We start from the raw sequence: 23,616 nt of genomic DNA, 5'->3' as shown, positions 1-23,616 counted from the left end.
TCATCCGGCGGTTTCGAGGTGGTCGGCGATCAGGCGGATGAACTCCGCCGGATGATCGACCATCGGCGAATGGCCGGCACCGGGTATCTCGACCGCCCGAGCGTTCGGGATACCCGATTCGAGTACCGCCACATGTTCGGTGGTACGTGCGCAGTCCACACTGCCGCGGACGATCAGTGTCGGCGCGGTGATGGCCGGCAGCCGGGAGGTGAGGTCGAGCGCACGGGCCGCGCCGAGAACCGCACCCAGATACGCGGGGTCGGTCCGCAATACTGCCTGAATGTAGGTTTCCCAGTCCGCGCTGGGCGGCCGCGTACTGAACAGCATCCCGACGGTGTCCTCGACGGCGGCGCGGGAGGCTTCGTCGCCGTTGCGGATACCGGCGGTCCAGCGATCCACGGCGGCGGCAAAGCCCGGCAGGGTTCCGGCCGTGCTCGCTCCGGTGCCGACGAGGACGAGCCGTCGTACTCGCTGGGGCGCGGCGGAGGCGATGACCTGGGCGACGATACCGCCGACCGAGTTGCCCACCAGGTCCACCCGGTCGAGTTGTTCGGCGTCGAGCACGGCCAGGACGGCTTCGGCCAGCCCGGCCGGGGTGGCTACCGAAGACCAGTCGTCACCCGCGGACGGGGAGTAGAAATCGACCGCGTAGCACGGGCGTTGCGCGAAAGCCTCCATGGTCGAGGTCCAGAACTGCCAGCAGCCGAACCACGGGTGCAGGAATACGGTCGGGATACCGGAAGAGGCCGATCCGGTCACCTGATAGTCCAGCGGCGCTGCACCCAAAGATATTGTGTGCCTGTCGATTTGCATATCGAATTCCTTCGGGAAGTTCTGATGTACGGCGAAGCCACGTGAGTGGTGGCCGCGTGGCCCCTCGGCGCGGCCGTGGCCTCCGAGGACACGGGGGCGTTCAGCGCGCCACGGTCTCCGCCGGCGCGGGTCCGGGTTCGCCCTCCGGCATATCGCGAGGTTCGCCCGGCGTGGACGGCAGGCGCAGCGCCAAGCCGGCCAGCAATGAGATCACGGCGGTGCCCGACATGTAGAACGCGATGATCAGCCAATTACCGGTGGAGTTCAGGATCATCGAGGAGACCGAGGGAGCGATCGCATTTCCGGCGATGAGACCGATCGTGATTCCGACGGACATGCCGGTGAATCGGACGGCGGGTGGGAACACCTGGGAGAAGTAGGACGGCACGACCGCATAGTTGGCCGAATAGCCGACGAAGATCAGTACGAATCCCAGAATCATCCACCCCCCGTGGCGGGTGTCCATGAGGGCGAACCAGCAAAACGGCAAGAATATGAGCGATACCGCGCCGCCGAGGAACACCCGGCGGACCCCGAAGCGGTCGCCGAGCGCACCGAACAGCGGCAGGCAGATCAGGATGGCGAGGGTGGCGGTCAGCAGTGTCGTGAGCACCGTACTGTTGCTGAGCTCGAGCGTGTTCTCGCCGTAGCTCAGCGAGTACACCGTCGTCATCGTGAATGCGGTCCCCGCGGCGAGGATGCCCAGCGCCACCAGGAATACGGTGCGCATATGGTTGCGCAGAACGTCGACGACCGGCACTTGCTGGACCACGCCCTTCTGCTCGGCTTTCTCGAATTCGGGGGTCTCTTCGAGCGTGGTGCGCGCGATCAGTCCTACGATCACGAGAATTCCGCTGAGCAGGAAGGGAATTCGCCAGCCCCACGAGTACAGGGCATCGTCGGGCAGCTGGACGACGGCAAGGAAGGCGAGATTGGCCACGATCAGCCCGGCGGTGGCACCAGTATTGACCAGTGAACCGAAGAATCCGCCTTTTTTGCCGGCATGCTCGACGGTCATCAGCACGGCGCCGCCGTATTCGCCACCGACGGAGAATCCCTGGAACAGCCGGGCCAATACCAACAGCACCGGAGCCGTCGCGCCGATCTGGTCGTAGGTGGGCATGAGCCCGATCAGGAAGGTGGCGGCACCCATCAGGAGCAGCGTCAGCACGAGGGCGGTTTTGCGGCCGATACGGTCGCCGAAGTGCCCGAAGACGACAGCCCCGACCGGGCGGGCGATGAAGGCGACCGCGAAGGTGGCCAGCGACAACACCGTCGCCAGCGCCGGGTCGTCCGAGGAGAAGAACAGCTTCGGGAAGATCAGCGATGCCGCCAACCCGTAGGCGGAGAAGTCGTAGTACTCGATCGTCGTGCCGATCCAGCTCGCGAAGGTGGCCTTTGCGCGTTGTTTACTGGACGACTGCGTTGTGGGGGACATGGTCTCCTCCGGGAAACAGGTCATGATGCTCGACCGTGCGAACAAGGATGACAGGACGAACATCGACGGATGTCGACGTCCCCCGCATCCGAGGGCAAGATCCACATCACGGGGAGCCGGATGCGCGGCATGTTTTTACTGGGCAGAAGGGTCCGTAGTCGGCACGAGGGCGGTCCGTGTGACGACCGTTGGCCGTACGTTGACTCGTACTATGTACGGACCACGACGGCGTGTCAAGACTCGAAATACGGATTTAACCGAGATTGATTTTTCGCCGAAGATGTGATGCCACCCACGACGGAGAGGAAACGCCGGCAACCGGGCAGCAAGTCAGGAACGGATGACCAAGGCGCGCACAGTGGCGTCGATATAGGCCTCGAGCCCGTCCGCGAACTGCGAATCGGAGGGCAGATCGGCTACCTCTTCGGGATGCCCGACGAGCTGCGGGAACTCCTCGATCGGCAATCCGGCATAGAAGTGAGTGCGCTGCCGCCGCTGTTCGGCGCCTTCACCGTCGGACGACCGCCCCCACTGCCGCGGCATCTGATAGCTGGCGAAGCCGATCGCATAGGTAATGAGGAAGCCGTAGCAACGCACGGCCTGCGGCCCCGGAATGCCGGAGTCGACCAACCGCTGAATGACCGCCTCCCAGGCGCCGCGAAGGGCGGCCGGGCTGTCCGTGACGCGCGTAGCGAACAGCCGGACGATGCTCGGATGCTCCCGCATCATCGCCAGTAATGCGTACCCCATGGCGCGAATGGCATCGGCCGGTCCGGCGTCCGGCCCCGGTGGAAGTTGCATACCCCCCAGCACGTGGTCGGCCATACCGTCCAAGATCTCGTCCTTGCTGCGGAAGTAGCTGTAGAGCGTCATCGCCCCGACCCCCAGCTCGGCAGCGATCCGCCGCATCGTCAAACGATCCAGATCCGCTTCCGCGTCGGAGATACGCAGGGCGGCCTCGATGATCCGCTCGGCGGACAGCGACGTCTCGCGACGCCGGGACCGATTCGGTTGCGCGGGCATACAACTCCTCGTAGCGACTGTCCTTGCAGCGTATCGGACGCTATCCGGTACTTCGTACCCATTTGCCCCACCCCCGCTACCGCTGCGGAATTGCCTCTTGTTCACCAGAGGGGGTATTAAGTATCGTACTTAGTACGGCACATGGAGGTGAACATGACCGACGGCGATGCGGGTGTCCTGGAACTCGAGGTCACCGCTTTACGGCAAGAATCGGATTGCGTGCTCAGCGTGGAGCTCGCCGATCCCGTGCGGCGCCTGTTGCCTGCCTGGGAGCCCGGCGCACACATCGATCTCGGGCTACCGGAGCACGTGCGGCAGTACTCGCTGATGGGAGATCCGGCCGCGCGCGACCACTACCGGATCGCCGTGCTCCGCGAACCGGAGTCCGCAGGCGGATCCAGCTACGTCCATGCGATTCTCCGCCCCGGAGAGCTGGTCGAGGTCGGCGGGCCGCGCAACAACTTTCCGCTGGTCGCGGCGGACACATACCTCATGATCGCGGGCGGAATCGGCATCACACCGCTACTGCCGATGATTCGGCAGCTACAGGCCGAGGGCAAGCCGTGGCAGCTGCTCTACGGCGGACGCTCGCGCCGATCGATGGCATTCCTGGCCGATCTACTCGGCGACGAGCGCGTCCGGATACATCCGTTCGACGAGGACGGCCACCTCGATCTGGATACGGCCTTGGGCACACCGGCCGAGGGCACCGCCGTCTACTGCTGCGGTCCGGAGGGACTCATCGCCGCGGTGGAACAGCGCTGCGAGTCGTGGCCCGCGGGCACTCTGCATGTCGAACGATTCGCCGCCCGCCCCCGCGACGACGAGGCCGACCTGAAAGCTTTCGACCTCGTACTCGCCAAATCGGGCAGGCGACTCACGGTGCCCGCCGACAGCACGGCCCTCGACGTCCTGGACGCGGCGGGTATCGAGCTGCCCAATGCCTGCCGGGACGGGGTATGCGGCAGCTGCGAAACCCGCGTGGTCTCGGGGGTACCGCTACACCGGGACGCATTGGCCGCCCCCGGCTGCACCGATGTGATCTATCCGTGCGTATCACGTGCGCAGAGCGCGGAACTAGTACTCGACCTGTGACCATGACGCCCCTCGCGTCCGTCACCACACGTCCGACAACCCCGAGAAACCCGCTGGAGAAGATATGAGCGCCCCGAGCTCGCCGACACCCGAAGCCGCCCCGCGCCGCGCCCCGCGTTCCCGCAAGTCCGGCCCGGCGTCCACCACTGCCACCGAGCCCGGCCCTCCCGTGCAGGACGGGGCGGACTGGTCCGGCTGGCCCACCTACGACTCGGCCGCCCACGGCTTCCGTGACTACTGGTATCCGACCATCTGGGCGCATGAGGTCGGCGAGAAGCCGGTGCCGATCACGCTCGCGGGTGAACGCATCGTGCTGATCCGCGACGGCGAGGTCGTACGCGGCCTGCACGACCGGTGCCCGCACCGCGGTGTACCGCTGTCACACGGCCGCCGCGAATTCCCCGGCACCATCAGCTGCGCGTATCACGGCTGGACCTTCGGCCTGGAGACCGGCAAGCTCGACGCGGTCATCACCGACGGACCCGAGAGCCCCATCTGCGGCAAGCTCGGTGTCGCTACGTATCCGGTCGAAGAACGGCTGGGCCTGCTGTGGGTGTACATCGGCGATGTGGAGCCGGGCACCCAGCCCCCGCCCGTCGAGCGTGATATCCCCGCCGAACTGATCGAGAACACGTTGGTACTGGGTGGCCGCAACGACGTCCGCGAGGGCAACTGGCGCTTCGCCACCGAGAACGGATTCGACGAGGGGCACGCGAAGTACCTGCACAACACAGCCCTGTGGCGGCTGTTCAAGGTCATGCCGACCTGGAACAAGACCCGGATCGTCGAAAAGGACGGCTGGCTGGTCCGCGTGCAGGACGAACTCTATTGGGAGGCCGATTTTCCCGGCGTCGGCACGTTCACCAACAAGCGGTGGTGGAAGCGGATCCCGCTGCCGGACCACCCGGGTAAGAACGGCGACGCCAACCCGGTCATCGACGCCATGGACATTCCGGGCTTCGTCTCGGTCCGGATGCCGGGCCTGCTGCGGGTGGCCTACCCGAAGTTCATCCACTACGAATGGTATGTCCCGGTCGACGCCGATCACGTGCGGTATGTGCAGCTGATGGTGCGATTCGAAACCGGGCTCACCGCACTGGCGTTCAAGGCCAAGTACATGGCTGCGTTCCGCTGGTTGTTCCACGGTCAGTTCACTCGCCAGGACGCCTGGATGGTGAACGTGACCGATGCCCCGCCGGAGCGCCTGTACCGTCCCGACCTGTCGATCACCGCGTGGCGCCGGCATGTCGAGCAGGTCGGGCCCCGAGTTCAGCCGACCGAAAAACGAATCGGCCACTGAGCGCGCCGCCATGTCGACGACAGAGCTGACACACGGCTGGGCCGGCGCCAGGAGCGGCCCGGTCACCGTGGTGCTGCACGGCGGCGGTCCGGGCTGCCATGCGGCCTCCGATTTCGCCGCGCTCATGGCGCTGCGTCCCGAACGACGCTGGCTGTGGGTGGACCTTCCCGGTTACGGAGGTTCACCGGCCCGCGACGGCGAGCCGGCATCGCAGCCGGCGGTGGCAGCCCACGCACTCGACGAATTGCTCACGCGGCTGGGTTGCGGCCCTGTCGACGTCCTGGCCCAGTCGCTGGGAGGCACCGTCGCGCTGCGCCTGGCAGCCGAACGGCCCGAACGGCTGGGACGGCTGGTCGTGATCGGGAGCCAGCCCACCCCCGCCCCGGCCGGGCGATCCGGCGTACGCCGTGATCCGGGCCTCGGCGGGCGAGCGCGAGCACAGTACTACGGCGGTACCGGCCCCAGCCCGGACAAGATGCGCGCACTGCTCACCGAACTGGAGTGGTACAACGCGGATCTCGTCCCGGAGGCCACCGTCGCGGCCCGATACCTGGCCAGCACCACACCCACGGTGCCGGCCGCTGCTACCGCTCCCGCGCTCGCCAGCGATCCCGGCACGGATCCGGGTGCGGTAGCAGCCCCGACCCTGGTGGTGTGGGGCAGCCACGACCCGTTCGGCGGCCCCGATTACGCGAATGCGCTCGCCGATGCCTTGCCCCGCGGCGATCTCGCGGTCATCGGGCGCACCGCCCACCACCCCCAGGCCGAGCGCCCCGCCACCGTCGCGGCCCTCGCCGAAGCGTTCTTTACCGACTGGAGTTGATACCTGTGTCTCGCGCAATCGTTCTGATCACCCTCGGCGCCGTAACTGCCGGTGCTGTTGTCGCCGCCCGGCGACCGCGCCTGTTCGCCCGGCTCTTCGGCGCCACCACGGTCCGGTCTTTCCAGCCGGGAGCGCGATGAGCGGCCTCAGCGCGGAGCAGCGCGGGTGGTTCGACACCGCCGCTGAGCTGGTGGATCCGAAACGGCTCACCGATCTCGTCGTCGGCATGGTCGATATTGCGAGTCCTACCGGTGAGGAGGCCGAACTCGCCCGCTGGCTGACCGCGACCCTCGACGATGCCGGACTCGAGGCCCACTACCAGGAAATCGACGACCGGCAAGCCAATGCCGTCGGCCGGTTGCGTGGCGACGGCAGCGGTGCGGATCTGCTGCTCTACGCTCCCACCGACACTCTCACCGTCGGCGATCCCGACGAGGATGTGCCCTGGATCGGCCCCGAACTGCGGGCGGATATGCGGCCCCGCGCCCAGGTGCACGGCCACCATGTTCTCGGACTCGGCGCCAGCAACCCCAAGGGACACGCGGCCGCGATCGTCGCCGCCGCGGAAGTCATCGCCGAGGCCGGTATTCCGTTGCGTGGCGATCTGATGGTCGGCCTCGGTGCCGGTGGTATGCCCACCAACGGCCGCGCGACCCGCGGCCTCACCCGGCGCAATACCGGTCAGGGCGTCGGCTGTTCCTTCCTCCTCGAACAAGGCTGGTGGGCCGATCACGCACTGATCGCCAAGCCCGGCTGGGCGGTGGCCTGGGAAGAAGTGGGGCTGTGCTGGTTCGAGGTCCGAGTGCGCGGCACCTACACCTATGTCGGCAGCCGCCACCGGATGCCCTACCGCAACTCGATCGCCAGCGCGGCCACGGTGATCGCCGGTCTGGAACGCTGGTTCCCCGAATACGCGGCCCGGCACACCGACGGCCTCGTCGCACCACAGGGCATCGTCTCCTCGATCGAGGGCGGCTGGCCGCGGATGGCCGCCGTCGCACCGGCGCTGTGCCGGTTCATGGTCGACCTGCGCACCAGCCCGCGCTCGACTCCCGCACAGGTACGGCGCGAGTTCGGTGCCGCCGTATCCGCGATCACTGCCGAACATCCGGATATCGAAGTGGAGTGGGATATGGTGCTGGCGATTCCGGGCACGCATACCCCGCCCGACAGCCCGGTTGTCGCCGCCACCATTGCGGCCTGGGAGGCAGAGTCCGGGCGGTCACACGAACCGATCGCCGCCACCAGCGGCGCCACCGACGCGAATATCCTGCGCGCGCGAGGGTTGCCGACGGCCCGGATCGGCATGGACCGGATCGGGCCGGATGCTCCTCTGGCACTCGACTTTCCGTCCGGAATGAATGTTGTCGACATCCGGGAGGCAGTCCGGCTGACCCGGACGATCGTGTACACCGCGATCAGTTTGTGTACCCGGGAACGGAGTATCTCGTGAGTGAACTCGTAGTGGGTGTGGGTGCCTCGCACAGCACCCTGATGAATACGCACTGGGCGGAGGTGGACGATCTCGACGCGGCGCACCGATTCCGCGACGGTCTCGGTGCGGCCCGGGCAGCGCTCGCCGAACAGCGGCCCGATGCCCTGATCGTGATCGGTTCCAATCATTTCCGCGGTATGTTCCTGGATCTGATGCCCGCCTTCACCATCGGCGTCGGCGAGGTCAACGGGGCCGGTGAGGCCCAGACTCCGGGCGGACCACTGCCGGTGGATACCGCCCTCGCCCGCACTCTCGTCGACGGACTCGTCGGTGCCGGCTTCGATCCGGCGTTCTCGCTGCGAATGACCGTCGACCACGGGATCACGCACTCTTTGCAGCATCTGGTGCCCGCACTCGATATCCCGATCGTGCCCGTCGTGATCAATATGTTCGCGCCACCGCTGCCGTCGCTACAGCGCTGCCGTGCTCTCGGCGCAGCCATCGGCGCGGCGACAGCAGGTGACGGCGCGAAAAAGCGCGTGGCGATCATCGCCTCCGGTGGCCTGTCGCATCGGCTGCCATGGCCCAAATGGTTCGACGCCCTGTCGGAGGACGACCGGTTCCTGGTGCAGGCCTGGCTCAACGGCCGCACCTCCTGGAGCGAATACGAAGTACGGCGCCGCCAGATCATCCGGGCCGCCGAACCCGATATCAATACCGAATTCGATCAGTGGTTCCTCGGCCTGCTCGAGTCCGGCGACCTCGACCCGCTGCTGGCCATGAGCGACGAGCAGATCGAGAAGGAGGCCGGTAACGGCGCCGCCGAACTGCGCGCCTGGGTCGCGATGTCCGCGGCGCTGGCCTCGGCGGGCTCTGCACCACGACGTGTCACCGGACGCACACTCGCCTACGGCGCTGTCCCCAATTGGCTGACCGGCATGGGTGTCAGCCTGCTCACCCCCACCGACGAGGAGATTTCCGCATGACCATCTGGACCGATCTGGCCGGGACCACTTTCGAGATGTCCCACGAGCCGGTGAACGGCGCCCGCACCCGCGCGCTGCGCGCCGGCGAGGGTGAGGCCGTGGTGATGTTGCACGGCACCAGCGGCCATCTCGAGGCCTTTGTCCGCAATGTGCCCGCCTTCTCCGAGCACTTCGCGGTACACGCCCTGGATATGCTGGGGCACGGCTACACCGACAACCCCGGCGGCGACCTGCGTATCCCCCGCTACGTGCAGCATGTGCTCGACTACCTCGACAGTCGCGGTATCGAGAAAGCCCACTTCATCGGTGAATCGCTCGGCGGCTGGGTATCGGGGCGACTGGCTGCCGATCACCCCGACCGGGTCGGCCGGCTGGTCCTGGTCGCACCCGGCGGAACCGTGGCCAACCCGCAGGTCATGGAACGTATCCGCACCAGCACGAAGGCCGCGGTGGCAAGTGATGACCGCGCACTCACCCGGCAGCGGCTCGAACTGCTCATGCACGATTCGGCGAATGTGAGCGAGGAGCTGGTGGATGTGCGCCACACCATCTACCACCGCCCGCAGTTCGTCGCCGGCATCGACCACCTGCTGTGCCTGCAGAATATGGACAACCGCGTGGAGGATCTGCTCAGCCCCGAGCAGATGGCACGTATCACCGCCCCCACGCTCATCATCTGGGGTGCGCAGAACCCGTTCGGCGATGTGCCGGAGGCGCAGCGGATGCGCGAGTCGATCCCCGGTTCGAACCTGGAAATCTTCCCCGAGTGCGGGCACTGGCCCCAGCACGAACATTCGCAACGCTTCAACGAACTGGCACTGAAGTTCCTCATGTGACGGGCGGCCCCCACCCCGCCGGCACAAGCGATGTCTCGCGCCGGTGCCGGCGGGGTCCTCGATTCCCGGGGCCGGTTCAGACGATGTCGGTCGGCTACTCGGCAATGCCCAGCACACTGCGGCCATAGATCTCGCGGCCCAGGTCCGGGTCGACCACGCGTCCTTGGGCAATACCGGCACTCGATGACGCCGAGCGTGGTTCGCCGACCGCTACACGAATGCACTCTCGACCGCGGCGAGTTCCTCAGCAGTCAGGCGCCAGGTGGCGGCATCGACGTTCGCCACGATCTGCTCCGGTGAGGTCGCACCGGTGATGACCGACGACACACGGGGTTGTGAGAGCAGCCAGCAGATGGCCAGCTCCAAGAGGGTATGTCCCTGGTCCTTCGCTATCGCGCTCAACCGGTCGACCAGGGCGAAATTGGCATCGGTTGCGTCACCGGCGAGGCGCGGCACCTCGGCCAAGCGTGTGCCGGCCGGAAAATCCGTGCCCGCGGTGTACTTTCCCGTCAGTAGTCCGGACGCGAGGGGGAAGTACGGGATGATGCCCAGGCCGAACCGCTCGCAAGCCGGGACGATTTCGTCCTCGACGGCCCGCTTCAGCAGGCTCCATTCCACCTGACTACCGCTGAAGCGGGTCCCGCCGAGGTTCGCCGCGATGTGATGGGCATCCGCGATCTGCCAGCCGGCGAGGTTCGAGGAGGCGATATAGCGAACCTTGCCCTGATGCACCAGATCGTCCAACGCCGTAAGAGTCTCCTCGATCGGCGTTCGAGAATCGGGAAAATGCAGGTAGTACAGGTCGATATAGTCGGTATCGAGCCGCCGCAGACTCTCCTCACACTCGCGAACGACATTACGTCGTGACCCCGTCGCCTGATCGGGCCCGGCCGGTTTCGGACCACCGAATTTCGTCGCGAGAACCACCTCCGACCGTCGAGCGCCTAGTGCCGCCCCGAGATACTCCTCCGAGGTGCCCTGCCCGTACATCTGCGCGGTATCGAACAGTGTGACGCCCACGTCGAGCGCCCGGTGCACCACCGCGGCCGACTGCCGTCGATCGATACGCATCCCGAAGTTGTTGCATCCAAGACCGAGTGCCGACACGGTCAGCCCACTGCGCCCGAACTGGCGATATTCCACGATCACGTTCTCCTATTCGCAGTTCTGCTATATGCGTCCTGGACAGAATGACGAACCCCGCCCCGGAAGGTATCCCCGGGGCGGGGTCATGTCGCAGATGGGGCTCTCAGGAAGTCGGCTCGAGCCCGTCGTCGACAGCGGCCGTGAACGCATCCCACGCATCCGGCCCGAACACCAAGGCCGGGCCGGTCGGATTCTTCGAATCCCGCACACCGACCATTCCGCTGCGCAGGTGGGCAACCTCGACGCATTCGTTGCCACTGGCGCTACGGGTGCTCTTGAACCACGCTGCTCCGGATAGGTCGATACTCATGACCGGTACTCCCTCGCCGTCGCCTCGATGAGGCGCTGTGTGTCTCGCTCATCCAATGCTACTTGCAGAATGGACGACCGAGCCGCCTGATACTGAGTAATCTCGCTCGGCTTATCCAAGTACAACGCCCCGGTGAACCCCTCGACGTACACCACGGGAGGTTCGGTCAGCACCGGATTCACGTGATCGGGAAAGACCAAGTAGACGAAATGCTTCGCAGTCAATCCGAGGTGCCCCGGGGCACCGAACGGTACGACCTTCAGCGAAACCTGCGGCAGCGCACATATCTCAGCGAGATGGCCCAGCTGATCTGTCATGACGTCGGGGCCCCCAACGGGCTGCCGGAGTACCGACTCACTCAGCGCGAACTCCACGCTGAATTCCGAGGCGTCCTGCAATCTCTCCTGACGTCGCTGAAGCAGGGCGAGCTCACTGCCGATATCGATCGACCTTCCGAGCGGCTCCGCAATCTCCCACAGTGCACGTCGGTAGGCCGGGGTCTGAAGCAGACCCGGCACAATCATGGTCTGCCAGGCGAAGACCTTGCGCGCTGCCTGTTCCAGGCCCAGGTACATCTGCGCTTCAGGGACCACTGCGTCGGTCATCGAATGCCACCACCCGTCCTTCCGGGATTCGTCGACGAGCCACAGAAGTTCACGGCGGTCATCGGCGCTCGCTTCATAGGTATCGCAGAGCGCGTTGATGACCATCTTCTTCGTCTCACTGTTGCGCCCGGTCTCCAACCGCCACAAGGTTTGCGCCCCCATCTCGCACCTGCGAGCCGCGTGCGCACGGGTCAGCCCGGCCATTTCGCGCATCTCTCGCAGGCGGCGGCCGAGTACGCGGCGCGGCAGGGTCGGTGGGTTCGGTTCGATCGACATAGGGGTGTCACCTTTCGTTAGCGTTACTCGGGGTTATGTCATGTCGAATGGAACAGTCGAACAGCTTAAAATTACCGATCCATTCGGATCAAATCCATTGTGTACCTGAATCTTACGAAGGTATCCACAATTTCGGAAGTGGATGTTCTACTGAACATGCCCCCGCCCCGGAGGAAACCTCCACCCCGGACGTTTCCACCCGGACGGACTGTCTCAAACGAGTCAGTGTTTTCCGGAAAGCCACCCCGAAATAACCCGCGAACCGACCACCAGACCCCGAACTTGCGAGGCGCTCATGATATTCGGCCTACCGGTGACAGACCACCGGAACATACCGGTGATGACCATTTCCCACGCCCATCTCGTCATGCAAACGCATATCGACTGCCCACTCACCACATGCCCACTGAAAAAGCAGGCCAGGGATCGGTTGATCGAGGAACGCCGCCTCGTTCCCGGAGACCGGGAGTTTCTGGGCTATTGAACGAATCCGTCGAGAGACCTCCGATGAAAGAAACACTCCCGCACCGCATTCCCGGCCGAATTCCCATTCCGGATGATCCGATAGGCAACGCCCCGGTCGATATTTCCTCCCTAATCCGAATCGCCCACGCCCTGCACCAATGGCAACCACCCGAACGGAGGCACCGTGATCGATAAACCGGAGTACCGCTCCCTGTCGTTCGACGCACTCGCGAACCGCGCCCGCAAAGCCGGCTACCGGCTGATCCGCGAGCGCCACGCGCCACCGAACTGGGCCCTGCTCGATGCCGTAGACGGCGAATACCTACACACTGCACCAACTCTCGAGGAGATCGCGCGGCACCTCGATGACTGACCCGACCCCTGGTGAACATCTACGAGAACTCCAGTCTCCGGCCTTTGCCGCTGCCCTCACGGGCCCCGTGCATGCCGCCGCCGAAACCCTGCTCCTCGACGCACGCCGGGAGTTGCAGGGACCCGCGGAGCACCCAACGACCGGCAGCCTACAGCTGCATAGCACCAACTACATTCGGCCACTTCCGTCCCGAACCCGCCACGATGAGCCGGCAGTGCGTGAACCGCTACGACGGCGCCCTCCCCCGTTCGGTGCCGAAATACCGACGGTCACCGTCCGGCGCACCGGAGGCGAGTCAACAGACGTCTGCTTCCTCCTCACGGAGGCGATGCCGGGAACGGTCGATCCATTCGGCGAATCCGGCCGCGAAATCCTGGGGCCCGGCCGGACGCACGCTGACATGTTCGCGGGTCCGTTTTTCCAGATAACGCCCGTCGCCGGTGATGTCGTACCACCGGAACCCGTACCACGGCTTCGGCCGATCCAGGATCGAACCCACCCGCAATCCGGCATTCCCGCCACCGTCGGCGGGACGCATCGCCAGGCGCCGATACTGCTCGCCGGGCCCCCGCCGCATCGACTGCTGCTCCTCGCGGCCCGGCGTGAGATCGTCGATATGAAAGGTGCCCGGCGCCTCTCGGCCCGGCGCACACTTCGGCAGCAGCCCCGCCAGCCGTTTAGGGAGTTGGTCGGCAGCGAACAACTGGGCGTGCACCGAACCGTCGACCCCGTCGATCGCCGACTGCGCCAGCACCACCCCATGACGTGTGGTCTGCGCACCGACCACCCGGTATTCGCGCACCCCGCCCCTGTCTGTCACGGTCGACCCGCCCAGGATCTCGATCCGCAGATCACCGTCGGACAAGGTGTGCAGGGCGAGCCGGATCAGCTCGTGCTCGTCGCGGTCGTACCGCGCCCGCACCGCGGCGGCGTGCGCCTCGTACGGATTTCGGGTCTTGTATCGGCTCAGATAACGCAGGGGGCGCGGAAACCGGTCGATTCCGTCGCGATACCAGAGCGCGGCGAAATCGTCCGGCTCCCAAATCCATTTGCTCATTGTCGGTGCGGGTTTCCTCGATCTGTCACGGCGATGGACGCCCAGCGCCCGGCGGAGTCCTCCGGAAAAGGCGCAGTAGCGGATGAATCAGGCGTCCCGCGGGGGTTGCGCGGCCGGCGCTTCGCCACCCAGCACGCCCCCGGGAATCGTGGGTGCCTGTTCGCCGAGAAGCTCTTCGGCGTTCTCGGCGTTGATCAGGTAGTCGGGGGTTCGGCGGCTGTCATCGTCCTGCCCCTGCTGCCCACGACCGGCTCCGCCCGGCGACATCATGCCGGGCATACCGCTACGCGGGGCGCCGGCATTCGGCGCGGCCGCAGTCGACCCCGCCGGAACTGGCGCGCCTGCGGTATTCGGCGTCCCGGGCACCGTCCGTCCTGGTTCTCCTGTGGTCACCGGACTACCGCTGGGCGAGCCCGGCGCCCCCGGGGTGCCCAGTCCGGGAGTGGTCCCGCTGGGCACGGTAGTGGTACTCGGCGTCGTAGGTGCCGGGCTCTCAGTGGTGGACGGTGTCGTATTCGCGGGCGTCGTCTCACCTGGCTGCTCGGTGCCCGCCGGCTGCTCTGTTCCCGGCTCCTCGCCGGGCTGTTCCGAACCGGGATCTTCCCCGGCCGGGTTCTCTCCGGCCGGCCGACCGGCATCCGGCCCGCCGGGGTTGCCGCCCGGGCCGGTGGTCGTACCGCCCGGTCCAGGATGGTCACCGTTTCCGGTCGGCAGGTCGGTATGCAGTGGCTGGGTTGGGTTCACGGGCACCGGAAGTACGGGAATCAGGCCGTCTGCCTGCACAAATCCCGATATGTAGTCATCCCGCATCACTTGCCGAGCCACCTCCTCGGTATCGGTGCGTTCGTTGTCGAACCAGAGGAGGGTCCACTCGTCCGGGTGCCACCCACTCTTCTTCTCGATCGCTTCGGGAAGGTTCGTCTGGGTACGCATGATCGATACCACGGCATTCTCGACCTGAACGGACAGGGCGTGCAGCACGGGCACCAGATCCTCGGCTCGGGTGGCGTAGTTGTCGATGGCCTGGCGAGCTTGCTCCGCGGCCGCTCCTTCCCAGGCCGCGGCGCTGGACCGGCGGATCCGCGAGGCGAACACCCTGACACCGCTCTCCCACTGCGTGGCGATCTGCCCGTACTGTTCCGACGCAGTCCAGCCATGGTCACCCGGCATCAGCGGCTTGAACGCCCCGTTGATCTCCGGGTGGGAGAATCCGTTGGGTTCCTCGGGATCACCGATCCTCGGGCCCTCGTTTTGGAAGGTCATCCTGCCCCCTGAATCGAACAAACTGAACTGATGCGCGGTTTCATCCCAGGTCCGGCGAGGTAGGGAACGCCGGCGGCATCTGCAACGGCACCGAAGGCGGTGCGCCCGCCATCAACTCGTTGTATCGTGCGGCGAACTCCCCATCGGTCTCCATATACCGTTGGGCGATTGCCCGGTGCAGCTCTTGAATATCCTCGACGATTTGAAAATGCTGCTCCAGGATCGCATGAACATCGTTGCCGTCATCCGAGTTCTTCGCTTTGGTGCGGAAGCGACTCACCAATACATCCGCGGAGGAAAGGCCTTTGCTGTTCTCACCGATGTCCCACTGCTCACGCTTCCAGATCTCATCCGCAGTTCGCTGAAGCGAACGGATGAGAAGTTTGAAACCCTCACAGTCCCGCTCCATGTACACGAACTCTTCAGCGTTGACCCGGATTGCCTCAGACGACCCGGCACCCATGTTCACCGATAGCCGGCCCTCCAGTACTTCCGTCAGCAAACCCTCCAGCGGATGCGGCCGATCCTCACTCACCGCCCACTCCGTCCGTCGTTCCAATCAATTCCATACCGCCGAATCCTGCGCTCACGCATCCGGGATCAATGGGACCACTTTCTCCGCCAGGGCCAGCGCCAAGCCACACGTATCCAGGTGCCCGGTCTTGTCATTGGACGCCGGATTACTCATCGATAGTTCAAGGCTGCCCCCGGCCATTTCCACATAGAACGTGCAAGACGCCCGCAAATCGGGTTCGTCCGCTGCATCGACTGCCATCGCCGCCCGGCCATCAACCGTGTACTCCTGCCGCACCACGAACTCGTCGTTGTCCCGTACCACGGGCAATGTCAGATTTGTGGTCGTGATCCCCACTGCGTAGCTGTCCGGCGCCACGTAGCCGCAGCCACGCCATTTGATTCCCTGGCCGCCATCAACGTTGGAGTCGAGAGTGTCCGGCACCAGACTCTCCGACGCCAAGACCTCCTGCGGAATATCGGTGCACGGATCGAACGAAGTCGGCGCCTCCGCCGCAATCGGCAACCCCGTCGTTGTAGTCACCGTCGTAGCCGCGCCCTCACTATCGGTCCCGCACCCCGCGACCAACAGCGCAATACCCGCGCCGCACACCATCGCCCGAATCGACCGAACAGCGGTCATCTCACACCTCCCGGCACCGGTAGTCCAGTACATCGAACGGGAACCGGCCGGCCCCCCGCGTCCCGGCGACCCTATCACTCCCCGGGAAGATCGAACCGGTTCCCAGCCCACGCAGAGCTACCCACCGAACCAGGTCCCAGGGGTTTCGGCCAGCCGCCCGGCCAGGCCCGCAGCACATTTCGAAACCGGCCCCGCGCCTGCACCGGAACATCAAAACCTGTAAGTACGGAGCCGAAGCCGCGTGCGGTATTCGACCCAGCGCTTCGTGGCACGCCCCGCGGCGCCCGCCAATGCACTCCCGGACAGCACCAGCAGCCACAGGTACAATGTCACCGGCCCGCGTTCGGCAGACCCCTCCAGCACCATCCAGATAAGTGCGGCGACGCAGACTGCCACGCCGATACCCCAGCAGATTGCTGTCAGGATCCGGCCCGCATGTCTGCCTGCGAGCAACAGTATCGCCGCACTGTTCCACAGAAGCGTGAGCAGCAGGAAGACAACGACTGCCACCTTCGACCCCACATCGCCGCTGTTCGCGCTCGTCATGGACCTCGCGAGGCCCCCGACGAATACGGCAGCGAACAGCAGTCCGAAGAGCAGGGTGAGGATCCCCATGGTGATCGGTGTCGCCTTCGGGGGTGTCGGCTCGCGCCATTTTCCCGGGCCGCCCACTGCCGGATGTGCGTTCGGCGCCGCTCGGGGATCGCCCGGAGCCCACAACCGGGCATCGCGCTGAGGCGCGGCAACCATCCCGTTGCCGTTCCGGACCACCGGAGTCGCATAGCCACCCGGTGCAGCGTTGTGAACAGTCGGAGCGGAGCGTGCGGGATCGGCCGCGATCGGCCGGCCGGCGAACGCGTCACGGACGGCGTCGACGAACTCGGTGCAGGTGGCGAAGCGGTCGTCACGATGTTTGGCCATGGCACGCGCGAGAACCCCGTCGATGCCCGCCGGGAGGTCCGGGCGGGATTCGGTGAGCCGCGGGGGTGGCTTGGAGATATGCCCCATGACGACCTGCCCCGGATTCGTCGACGCATAGGGCGGATGACCCGCGAACACGGCGAACAGGGTGCAGGCCAGCGAATACTGGTCGGAGCGGTGGTCGACCGGCTCACCCGAGAGTTGCTCGGGGGAACCGTAGGCGAGAGTCGCGGTGAACGTGCCGGTGGCCGTTACTTTGGTGTTGTCGGCGTCGGTGAGCCGGGCGATACCGAAATCGGTGAGTACGGCATGGTTTTCGCGGAAATCGTCACTGTCGGCGATGAGGATGTTGGCGGGTTTCACGTCACGGTGCAGGACGCCGCGACTGTGTGCGTAGTCGAGAGCGACAGCGGTTTCGGTGATGAGACGGACCGTGGTCATGGCGGGGTGTGCGGCGGCGTCCCATGCGGAGGCATCGGTGCCGCGGACGTATTGCATGGCGATCCACAGATGACCGTCGTCGGTGCCGCGGTCGTAGATTCCGACGATCGCCGGATGTTCCAGGCGTGCGATGACGTCGGCTTCGCGTTCGAAGCGGCGAGACAGTTCGGGGTCGGTGGAGACCTCGCGGTTCAGCAGTTTCAGCGCAACGCTACGTGGCAGTCGCGGGTGCCGGGCCAGATAGACGGTCCCCATCCCGCCTTGTCCGAGGATTCCCTCGATCCGATATCCGGCGAAGGTCGCACCCACCCCCAGCACTGCCGCTCCCACCTCGTCGCCGATCGAACACCCAGACGTTACCGCATGCACCGGATGGGCGATTCCATGTAGCGGAGCCGATGCTCGAGGCGCCGAGGGGGCGGGAACGGTTCCGCATCTCCGGGGTACCCGAAGACCCTCGACCGGCCGGCATTCGCGGCCGAAAATCGGGCTGCCGGACCGCGGTGCTATCGCACTACGCGTGACCGAAGCAGTCGACTTCGGCCGCCTCCCCTTCGCCGGGTCTCCCTTGCGCCGCGTTGGAACGTGAACTTCGGTTCCGCCGCGGCGAATTACAGCGGCTGTGATCCCCTATGACGAGGTGGCGGTGCCGTGTTCTGCGGGATAGACCGTGATCAACTCGATTCACTGGTTCGGAGTTCGTACGTGCGGCCGGACGGCGTGCCATCCCGTCACACCCTGGTACTTCGCGCCGATGTCGAACAGCGTCGACTCATGGTGCGCCGCCGCCGTGAGTTGCGCACCGATCGGCATACCCGAAGCAGGATGGAAACCGACGGGGAAGGCGAGCGTGGGGCCTTCGTGCAGCGACCACGGGTAGCTGAACTGCCCCATCCGGCGCGACTGGGCGATCACATCGGCCCCGCCCTCGAGCAGCGGCACATCGATGGGCATCGCCGGGGTGAGCACGGCGTCCACCCGGTCGAACACCGCCGTGAGCGCCTGCCGGAATTCGTCGCGCCGGACCAACGCCGCGGCGCGTTCGGAGGCCCCGATCCGCAGCCCCAGCGACACACGTTCGAGAGTCGCGGGCTGGAACAGTTCGGATGCGCACCGGATGCGGTCGCGGTGCCGTTCGGCGAGGTCGGAGTAGACCAGCGTATAGACGACGTCCTGGGCGGTGCCGGCGCCGGGGATATCGATCGGGACCACCTCGTAGCCGAGCATGTCGAACACGCCCGCGGCGGTGCGCACGGCGGCGGCGACGGCCGGGTCGACATCCTCGGTGAGGAAAACCCCGGGCACACCGATCCGCCGGGCAGCGGGTGCAGGCGCCGGAGTTTCGCCACGGAGTACCGCGTGAATACGTGCGATATCGGTGACCGCGCGGGCCATGGGACCGACGGTGTCGAACAGGTCACTGACCGGGTAGACACCGGCGTTGGACACCGACCCCACGGTTGGGCGCAGGCCGGTGATCCCGCAGGCCGAGGCAGGTAAGCGGATCGAACCGCCGGTATCGGTGCCGAGCGAGGCATCCACCAGACCGGCGGCGACCGCCGCACCGGAGCCGCCGCTCGAACCGCCGGGGACGCGGGCCGGGTCCCACGGATTGCGGGTCGGCCCGGCCGCGGAGTTCTGGGAGGTCACGCCGACCGCGAACTCGGCCATATTCAGTTTCGCGGTCACCTGGGCGCCCGCGGCGAGCAGCCTGCGGACGACCTCCGCGTGTTCGCCGGCCACCCGGTCGGCGAAGAACGCCGACGCGCACGTGCAGGCCACACCCGCAACGTCGATATTGTCCTTGACCCCGATCCGCAGCCCGTGCAGCGGACCATCGTTCGCGCCGCGCGCCGGCGGATCGATCCAGGTGATCACGCTGCCGAACGTATCCACACCTGCCCGCGGGGCCGGGCCGCGGTTGTCCGCGGCCCGGCCCCCGGTCTCATTCAGGACCTGCTCCCGGCGCGCAGCGCGGCGGTCGCCGTCTCGTCCACGGTCCAATCGGCGGTGTTCACGACGACCCCGTAATCGCGGCGGGCATCGTCGGCGGTGAGGTACTCGTCCCAGACATCGCTGAGAACCTGGAACGGGTCGCGGGCGAACGGATCGCCGAACCCGCCGCCGGAGGGCAGTTTGATCTCGAGCGTCTCACCGGTCCGGATGGTTTCCTGCGTAACCTTCGAGAACAGCAGTTCCTCCCGATCGGTACCGGCGTTGCGGGTGAACGAACCGGCGACACCGTCGCGGCCGCCGAGTGCGCCCGCGGGCGGATCGGACCGGTTGTCGGCCTCGGAACCGAGGAAGGTGTCGGTTTCCATCAGCCATTTCCGCACGCTGCCGATACCGCCGCGCCACTGGCCGGGTGCCGGCGGTTCATCGCGCAGCTCGTAGCGAAGTGCCCGCATGGCGTGGTTGAGTTCGAGTTCTTCGATGGGGTTGTTGCGGGTGTTGGCCATCAACGCGTCGACGGCATCCATACCGTCCTTGCCGTTGCGGCCGCCGTAAGACCCCTCGTTGATCTCGATGTAGACCCAATAGGATTCGCCGTCGGCGGCCAGGCCGGAGTAGGCGATCGCGCACAGCGCCGCCGACGAGCCCGCCACCGCGTGATCGGGAAGCACCGGCGCCAACGCCAGGTTGATCGAATCGAACACCCGGTTCACTTGGGAGAACCGCGCAAAACACGAGGCCGGGAAGTCGGGGTTGAAGATAGTGCCCTCGGGGGCATAGGCCTTCACCGGACGGAAACAGCCGTCGTTCTGCGGAACGAAATCCTCCACCACATCCTCGTCGAGCAGGATGGTGCGGATCGCCGATACCGCCACCGGCAGCACCGACCCTTCGAACGGGACATTGAAGGCCGTGGGCACCTGATCGTTGGACCCGGTGAGGTCGATGAGGATGTCCTCACCCTCCACCTGCACCCGGACGGCAACTTTCAGTGGAACGCCACGATTCTTGCCGTCGTCGTCGAGGTAGCCGATGGGCGCCTCGTAGCTACCGTCCGGGATCTCCCGGATCCGGCTGCGCAGCATGTTCTCCGAATAGTCCATCCACCGTTCCGCGGCGCTCATCACGGTGTCCAGGCCGTACTTGCCGAGCAGTTCGAGGAACCGTTTCTCCCCGATCCGCGAGCACGCGATCAACGCCTCGAGGTCGCCGCGGTTCTGTTCCGGCGTGCGGACGTTGTCGAGGATGTGCTGGATCAGGTAATCGTTGCGGACACCGGCGTCGTAGATCTTCATCGAGTCCATGAGCTTGCCTTCGGCCCAGACATCCACGACATCCATGCACAAACCGGGGAAGTTGCCGCCGACATCGGAGACGTGCCCGGTGCAGCCGGCGAAACCGATGTGCTCGCCCTCCCAGAAGATCGGGATGATCACGCCGTAGTCGGGTGAATGCGCGGCGCCGTGGTACGGGTGGTTGTGCAGGACGACATCGCCGGGCCGGTAGGTGCCCGCCAACCGGCGGTTGACACCGCGGATATAGGCCGGAATCGAGCCGCAGTGCATCGGCGTCGAATCCGATTCACACAATTCGCGGCCGTTGACATCGAAGATTCCCGCGCCCAGATCCTCGGATTCGCGGATCAGGCTCGAATACGCCATGCGGTAGAGGACCTGCGCCATCTCCTTGGCCATCGACTGCAGGGCGCCGCCGATGACCCGCAGGGTGATCGGGTCGACCTCGACATCGTTCCAGGTCCGGGCGGATTCGCCCGCGAGGGATACTCCGGTCGTGGGCATCAGCACCTTGCTCATGCGGATTTCCTCTCGATGATGATGTGGCCGACAGCATCGACTGTGGCGTGCTGGCCCATGCCGATGATGGTGGTGGAGTCGAACTGTTCGACGATCGCGGGACCGACGAACGTGTTACCCGCGAGCAGCAGGGCCCGGTCGTATACGGGGGTGTCGGCCCATTCGGGTTCGGCCGTATCGTCTCGCCAGAACAGTGCCTGTGTGGTGGTCTTGATCGCGGCGGAGGCGTCGGCGGTACCTTTCTCGATCTCGGCGATCCGCACATGCGGTACGGCGCCGACACCGGTGACGCGGATATTGACCAGCTGCACCGGTTTGTCGTCGAAGCGCTGGGAGTAGGTCCGGCCGTGGACGCGGTGGAACTCGTCGGCGACGGTTTTCACCCAGACATCGTCGATAGCACCGTCCGGCGCGGGCACCCGCAGTTCGTAGCCCTGGCCGACGTAGCGGCAGTCCACGCTGCGTTCGAGCGTGATGTTCTGGGCGGCGACGCCGTCGGCTTCGAGCCGGCCCACCGCCTCGCGCGACAACCGCGCCATCTGCTCGGTGAGCAGGGGCATATCGGGATCGGCGGAGGAGGTCCACACCGTGGTGGGCACCTCGTACCGGATATCGGTGGTGAGCAGCCCGACCGCGGAGGTGATGCCGGGATGGCCGGGCACGATCACCCGCGGGATACCGAGCTGATCGGCGATCTGCCAGGCGAACAACGGGCCGGCGCCGCCTTCGGCGATCAGCGAGAACTCGCGCGGATCGTAGCCCTTACGCACCGAGTGCAGGCTGATCGCCTCTGTCATCGAATGAGCGAGGATCTTGAAGATACCCATCGCGGCCGCGTCGAGTGAGGTGCCGAGCTTATCGGCGATATTGGTCTGGATGGCGGTACGGGCCAGTTCCGGCCGGACCTCCATCGTTCCGGACAGGAAGCTGTCTTCACGCAGCCAGCCCATCGTCACCATCGCGTCGGTGGAGGTCGGTTCGACGCCGCCGCGGGCGTAGCAGGCCGGGCCCGGTACGGCCCCGGCGCTGCGCGGCCCGACCCGGAACATCCCGCCCTCGTCGACCACCGCAATCGAGCCGCCGCCGGCGCCGATGGTGTCCACCTCGGCCATCGGCACCATCGCGTGGTAGTCACCGATGCGGGTATCGAGCAGATGTTTCATCCGCAGCGCGCCGTCGGGTGCCACGCCGATATCGGCAGAGGTGCCCCCCACGTCAAGGGTGATCACACTCGGGAAGCCCGAGGCCTTGCCGATGGCGCAGCCGCCGAGCAGCCCGGCCACGACACCACTGGTCAGCAGGGACACCGGCGTCTCGCTCGCACTACGCGAGGTGATCAGGCCGCCGGCGGAGGTCATCAGATGGACATCGTCGCCGACCTGTGCCGCGGCAGCCTTCGCGGCGAGGTTCTCGATATAACCGGAGGTCTTGGGGCCGATGAAGGCGTTCAGCGCCGCCGTGGAGAACCGCTCGTACTCGCGGTACTGCGGAGCGACTTCGCTGGACAGCGAAACGAATACCTCCGGGTATTCCTGGCCGATGATCTCCTTGACCTGGATCTCGTGCGCCGGGTTCCGGTAGGAGTGCAAGAACGCGACGGCGATGGCGTCGACACCGCGTTCGCGCAGCAGCCGGACCTGCGCGCGCACCGCGTCCTCATCCAGCGGGACGAGCACGTTACCCGCCGCGTCGATACGTTCGGCCACGACCCGGCGGTTGCGGCGCGGTACCAGCTGCCACTTCTGCCACGGCAGGTCCTGGTAGTTGGAGTAGTTGAGCGGTCGCTTCTTCCTGGCGATATGCAGCAGATCGCGGAAACCCTCGGTGGTGATCATGCCGACGTCACAGCCGTTGTGTTCGAGCACGATATTGGTCGCGACCGTGGTGCCGTGGAAGAACATTGCTATTTCGGCGGGGTCGATCCCGGCGCGTTCGGCGAGCACCGCGATGCCGTCCATGGTGCCGATCGACGGATCGTGGTTGGTCGACGGAGTCTTGTGGACCACCGCCGTGCCGTCGTCGTCCCACAGCACGAGGTCGGTGAACGTGCCGCCGACGTCGACTCCGATTCTTTTCATCAAGATTCC

The 23,616-nt window shown here is 66.0% G+C and carries 22 protein-coding genes; 8 read left to right on the top strand and 14 right to left on the bottom strand.

Annotated elements, in window-relative coordinates; all coding sequences use genetic code 11:
- The 3 genes from NS6_RS27170 to NS6_RS27160 form a co-directional block, all read right to left on the bottom strand.
- Window positions 1-813: an alpha/beta fold hydrolase gene (locus NS6_RS27170; protein WP_068047417.1), complete on the bottom strand. Its 813-nt coding sequence runs from the start codon at window positions 811-813 to the stop codon at window positions 1-3.
- 100 nt (window positions 814-913) lie between these two features.
- Window positions 914-2,251: an MFS transporter gene (locus tag NS6_RS27165; protein ID WP_068047772.1), complete on the bottom strand. Its 1,338-nt coding sequence runs from the start codon at window positions 2,249-2,251 to the stop codon at window positions 914-916.
- A 330-nt stretch (window positions 2,252-2,581) separates the two neighbouring features.
- Window positions 2,582-3,274: a TetR/AcrR family transcriptional regulator gene (locus tag NS6_RS27160; RefSeq protein ID WP_068047414.1), complete on the bottom strand. Its 693-nt coding sequence runs from the start codon at window positions 3,272-3,274 to the stop codon at window positions 2,582-2,584.
- Between the two features lie 153 nt (window positions 3,275-3,427).
- Between NS6_RS27160 and NS6_RS27155 the strand changes: the two genes are divergently transcribed.
- The 6 genes from NS6_RS27155 (at window position 3,428) to NS6_RS27130 (ending at window position 9,749) form a co-directional block, all read left to right on the top strand.
- Window positions 3,428-4,369, top strand: coding sequence for a PDR/VanB family oxidoreductase (locus NS6_RS27155; protein ID WP_245669525.1), 942 nt, complete (start codon window positions 3,428-3,430; stop codon window positions 4,367-4,369).
- Window positions 4,370-4,433: 64 nt separating this feature from the next.
- The gene (locus NS6_RS27150; RefSeq protein WP_084471456.1) at window positions 4,434-5,669 is read left to right on the top strand and encodes a Rieske 2Fe-2S domain-containing protein; all 1,236 of its coding nucleotides are present in this window, start codon (window positions 4,434-4,436) and stop codon (window positions 5,667-5,669) included.
- Between the two features lie 10 nt (window positions 5,670-5,679).
- On the top strand, window positions 5,680-6,492 hold the full coding sequence (locus tag NS6_RS27145) for an alpha/beta fold hydrolase (RefSeq protein WP_068047407.1): 813 nt from the start codon (window positions 5,680-5,682) through the stop codon (window positions 6,490-6,492).
- A 136-nt stretch (window positions 6,493-6,628) separates the two neighbouring features.
- Window positions 6,629-7,945 (top strand): M20 family metallopeptidase, encoded by a 1,317-nt coding sequence (locus NS6_RS27140; RefSeq protein WP_068047404.1) that lies wholly within the window; start codon window positions 6,629-6,631, stop codon window positions 7,943-7,945.
- Entirely contained in the window at window positions 7,942-8,913 is a 972-nt protein-coding gene (locus NS6_RS27135) for a DODA-type extradiol aromatic ring-opening family dioxygenase (RefSeq protein WP_068047402.1), read from the top strand. Before NS6_RS27140 ends, NS6_RS27135 begins: the two co-directional genes overlap by 4 nt.
- Complete coding sequence (locus NS6_RS27130) at window positions 8,910-9,749, top strand: alpha/beta fold hydrolase (protein WP_068047400.1); 840 nt, start codon at window positions 8,910-8,912, stop codon at window positions 9,747-9,749. The genes NS6_RS27135 and NS6_RS27130 overlap by 4 nt, the downstream gene beginning before the upstream one ends.
- Window positions 9,750-9,959: 210 nt before the next feature.
- On the opposite strand, the gene NS6_RS27125 is transcribed toward NS6_RS27130, so the two are convergent.
- The 3 genes from NS6_RS27125 to NS6_RS27115 form a co-directional block, all read right to left on the bottom strand.
- Window positions 9,960-10,856, bottom strand: a complete 897-nt coding sequence (locus tag NS6_RS27125) for an aldo/keto reductase (protein WP_281211467.1) — start codon at window positions 10,854-10,856, stop codon at window positions 9,960-9,962.
- Window positions 10,857-10,998: 142 nt separating this feature from the next.
- Window positions 10,999-11,205, bottom strand: a complete 207-nt coding sequence (locus NS6_RS27120) for a DUF397 domain-containing protein (RefSeq protein WP_068047398.1) — start codon at window positions 11,203-11,205, stop codon at window positions 10,999-11,001.
- The gene (locus NS6_RS27115; RefSeq protein ID WP_068047396.1) at window positions 11,202-12,086 is read right to left on the bottom strand and encodes a helix-turn-helix domain-containing protein; all 885 of its coding nucleotides are present in this window, start codon (window positions 12,084-12,086) and stop codon (window positions 11,202-11,204) included. Before NS6_RS27115 ends, NS6_RS27120 begins: the two co-directional genes overlap by 4 nt.
- A gap of 340 nt (window positions 12,087-12,426) precedes the next feature.
- Between NS6_RS27115 and NS6_RS27110 the strand changes: the two genes are divergently transcribed.
- Both NS6_RS27110 and NS6_RS27105 read left to right on the top strand, forming a co-directional pair.
- Window positions 12,427-12,570, top strand: a complete 144-nt coding sequence (locus tag NS6_RS27110; RefSeq protein ID WP_245669524.1) for a hypothetical protein — start codon at window positions 12,427-12,429, stop codon at window positions 12,568-12,570.
- Between the two features lie 165 nt (window positions 12,571-12,735).
- Complete coding sequence (locus tag NS6_RS27105) at window positions 12,736-12,924, top strand: hypothetical protein (protein ID WP_068047385.1); 189 nt, start codon at window positions 12,736-12,738, stop codon at window positions 12,922-12,924.
- A 295-nt stretch (window positions 12,925-13,219) separates the two neighbouring features.
- Here NS6_RS27105 and NS6_RS27100 read toward each other — a convergent pair whose 3' ends face one another.
- The 8 genes from NS6_RS27100 to NS6_RS27065 all read right to left on the bottom strand — a co-directional run bounded on the left by NS6_RS27100 (window position 13,220) and on the right by NS6_RS27065 (window position 23,607).
- Window positions 13,220-13,981 carry an ESX secretion-associated protein EspG gene (locus NS6_RS27100; protein WP_068047383.1) on the bottom strand — a complete coding sequence of 254 codons (762 nt, stop codon included), beginning with the start codon at window positions 13,979-13,981 and terminating at the stop codon, window positions 13,220-13,222.
- 87 nt (window positions 13,982-14,068) lie between these two features.
- Window positions 14,069-15,244, bottom strand: coding sequence for a hypothetical protein (locus tag NS6_RS27095; RefSeq protein ID WP_068047381.1), 1,176 nt, complete (start codon window positions 15,242-15,244; stop codon window positions 14,069-14,071).
- A gap of 40 nt (window positions 15,245-15,284) precedes the next feature.
- The gene (locus NS6_RS27090; protein ID WP_068047379.1) at window positions 15,285-15,779 is read right to left on the bottom strand and encodes a hypothetical protein; all 495 of its coding nucleotides are present in this window, start codon (window positions 15,777-15,779) and stop codon (window positions 15,285-15,287) included.
- Window positions 15,780-15,830: 51 nt separating this feature from the next.
- On the bottom strand, window positions 15,831-16,400 hold the full coding sequence (locus NS6_RS27085) for a DUF3558 domain-containing protein (RefSeq protein ID WP_068047372.1): 570 nt from the start codon (window positions 16,398-16,400) through the stop codon (window positions 15,831-15,833).
- A 210-nt stretch (window positions 16,401-16,610) separates the two neighbouring features.
- On the bottom strand, window positions 16,611-18,080 hold the full coding sequence (locus NS6_RS27080; RefSeq protein ID WP_068047370.1) for a serine/threonine-protein kinase: 1,470 nt from the start codon (window positions 18,078-18,080) through the stop codon (window positions 16,611-16,613).
- 366 nt (window positions 18,081-18,446) lie between these two features.
- Window positions 18,447-19,640 carry an amidase gene (locus NS6_RS27075; protein ID WP_245669523.1) on the bottom strand — a complete coding sequence of 398 codons (1,194 nt, stop codon included), beginning with the start codon at window positions 19,638-19,640 and terminating at the stop codon, window positions 18,447-18,449.
- Between the two features lie 71 nt (window positions 19,641-19,711).
- A complete protein-coding gene (locus NS6_RS27070) occupies window positions 19,712-21,529 on the bottom strand; it encodes a hydantoinase B/oxoprolinase family protein (protein WP_084471453.1) in 1,818 nt (605 codons plus the stop codon).
- The gene (locus tag NS6_RS27065) at window positions 21,526-23,607 is read right to left on the bottom strand and encodes a hydantoinase/oxoprolinase family protein (protein WP_068047368.1); all 2,082 of its coding nucleotides are present in this window, start codon (window positions 23,605-23,607) and stop codon (window positions 21,526-21,528) included. The genes NS6_RS27070 and NS6_RS27065 overlap by 4 nt, the downstream gene beginning before the upstream one ends.
- Between the last annotated feature and the right edge of the window lie 9 nt (window positions 23,608-23,616).

Origin of the sequence: Nocardia speluncae NBRC 108251 (assembly GCF_001613245.1) — a bacterium.
Lineage (GTDB): Bacteria > Actinomycetota > Actinomycetes > Mycobacteriales > Mycobacteriaceae > Nocardia > Nocardia speluncae.
The sequence above is the reverse complement of the archived record's forward strand: the minus strand, read 5'-3'. Positions and strand labels throughout refer to the sequence as shown.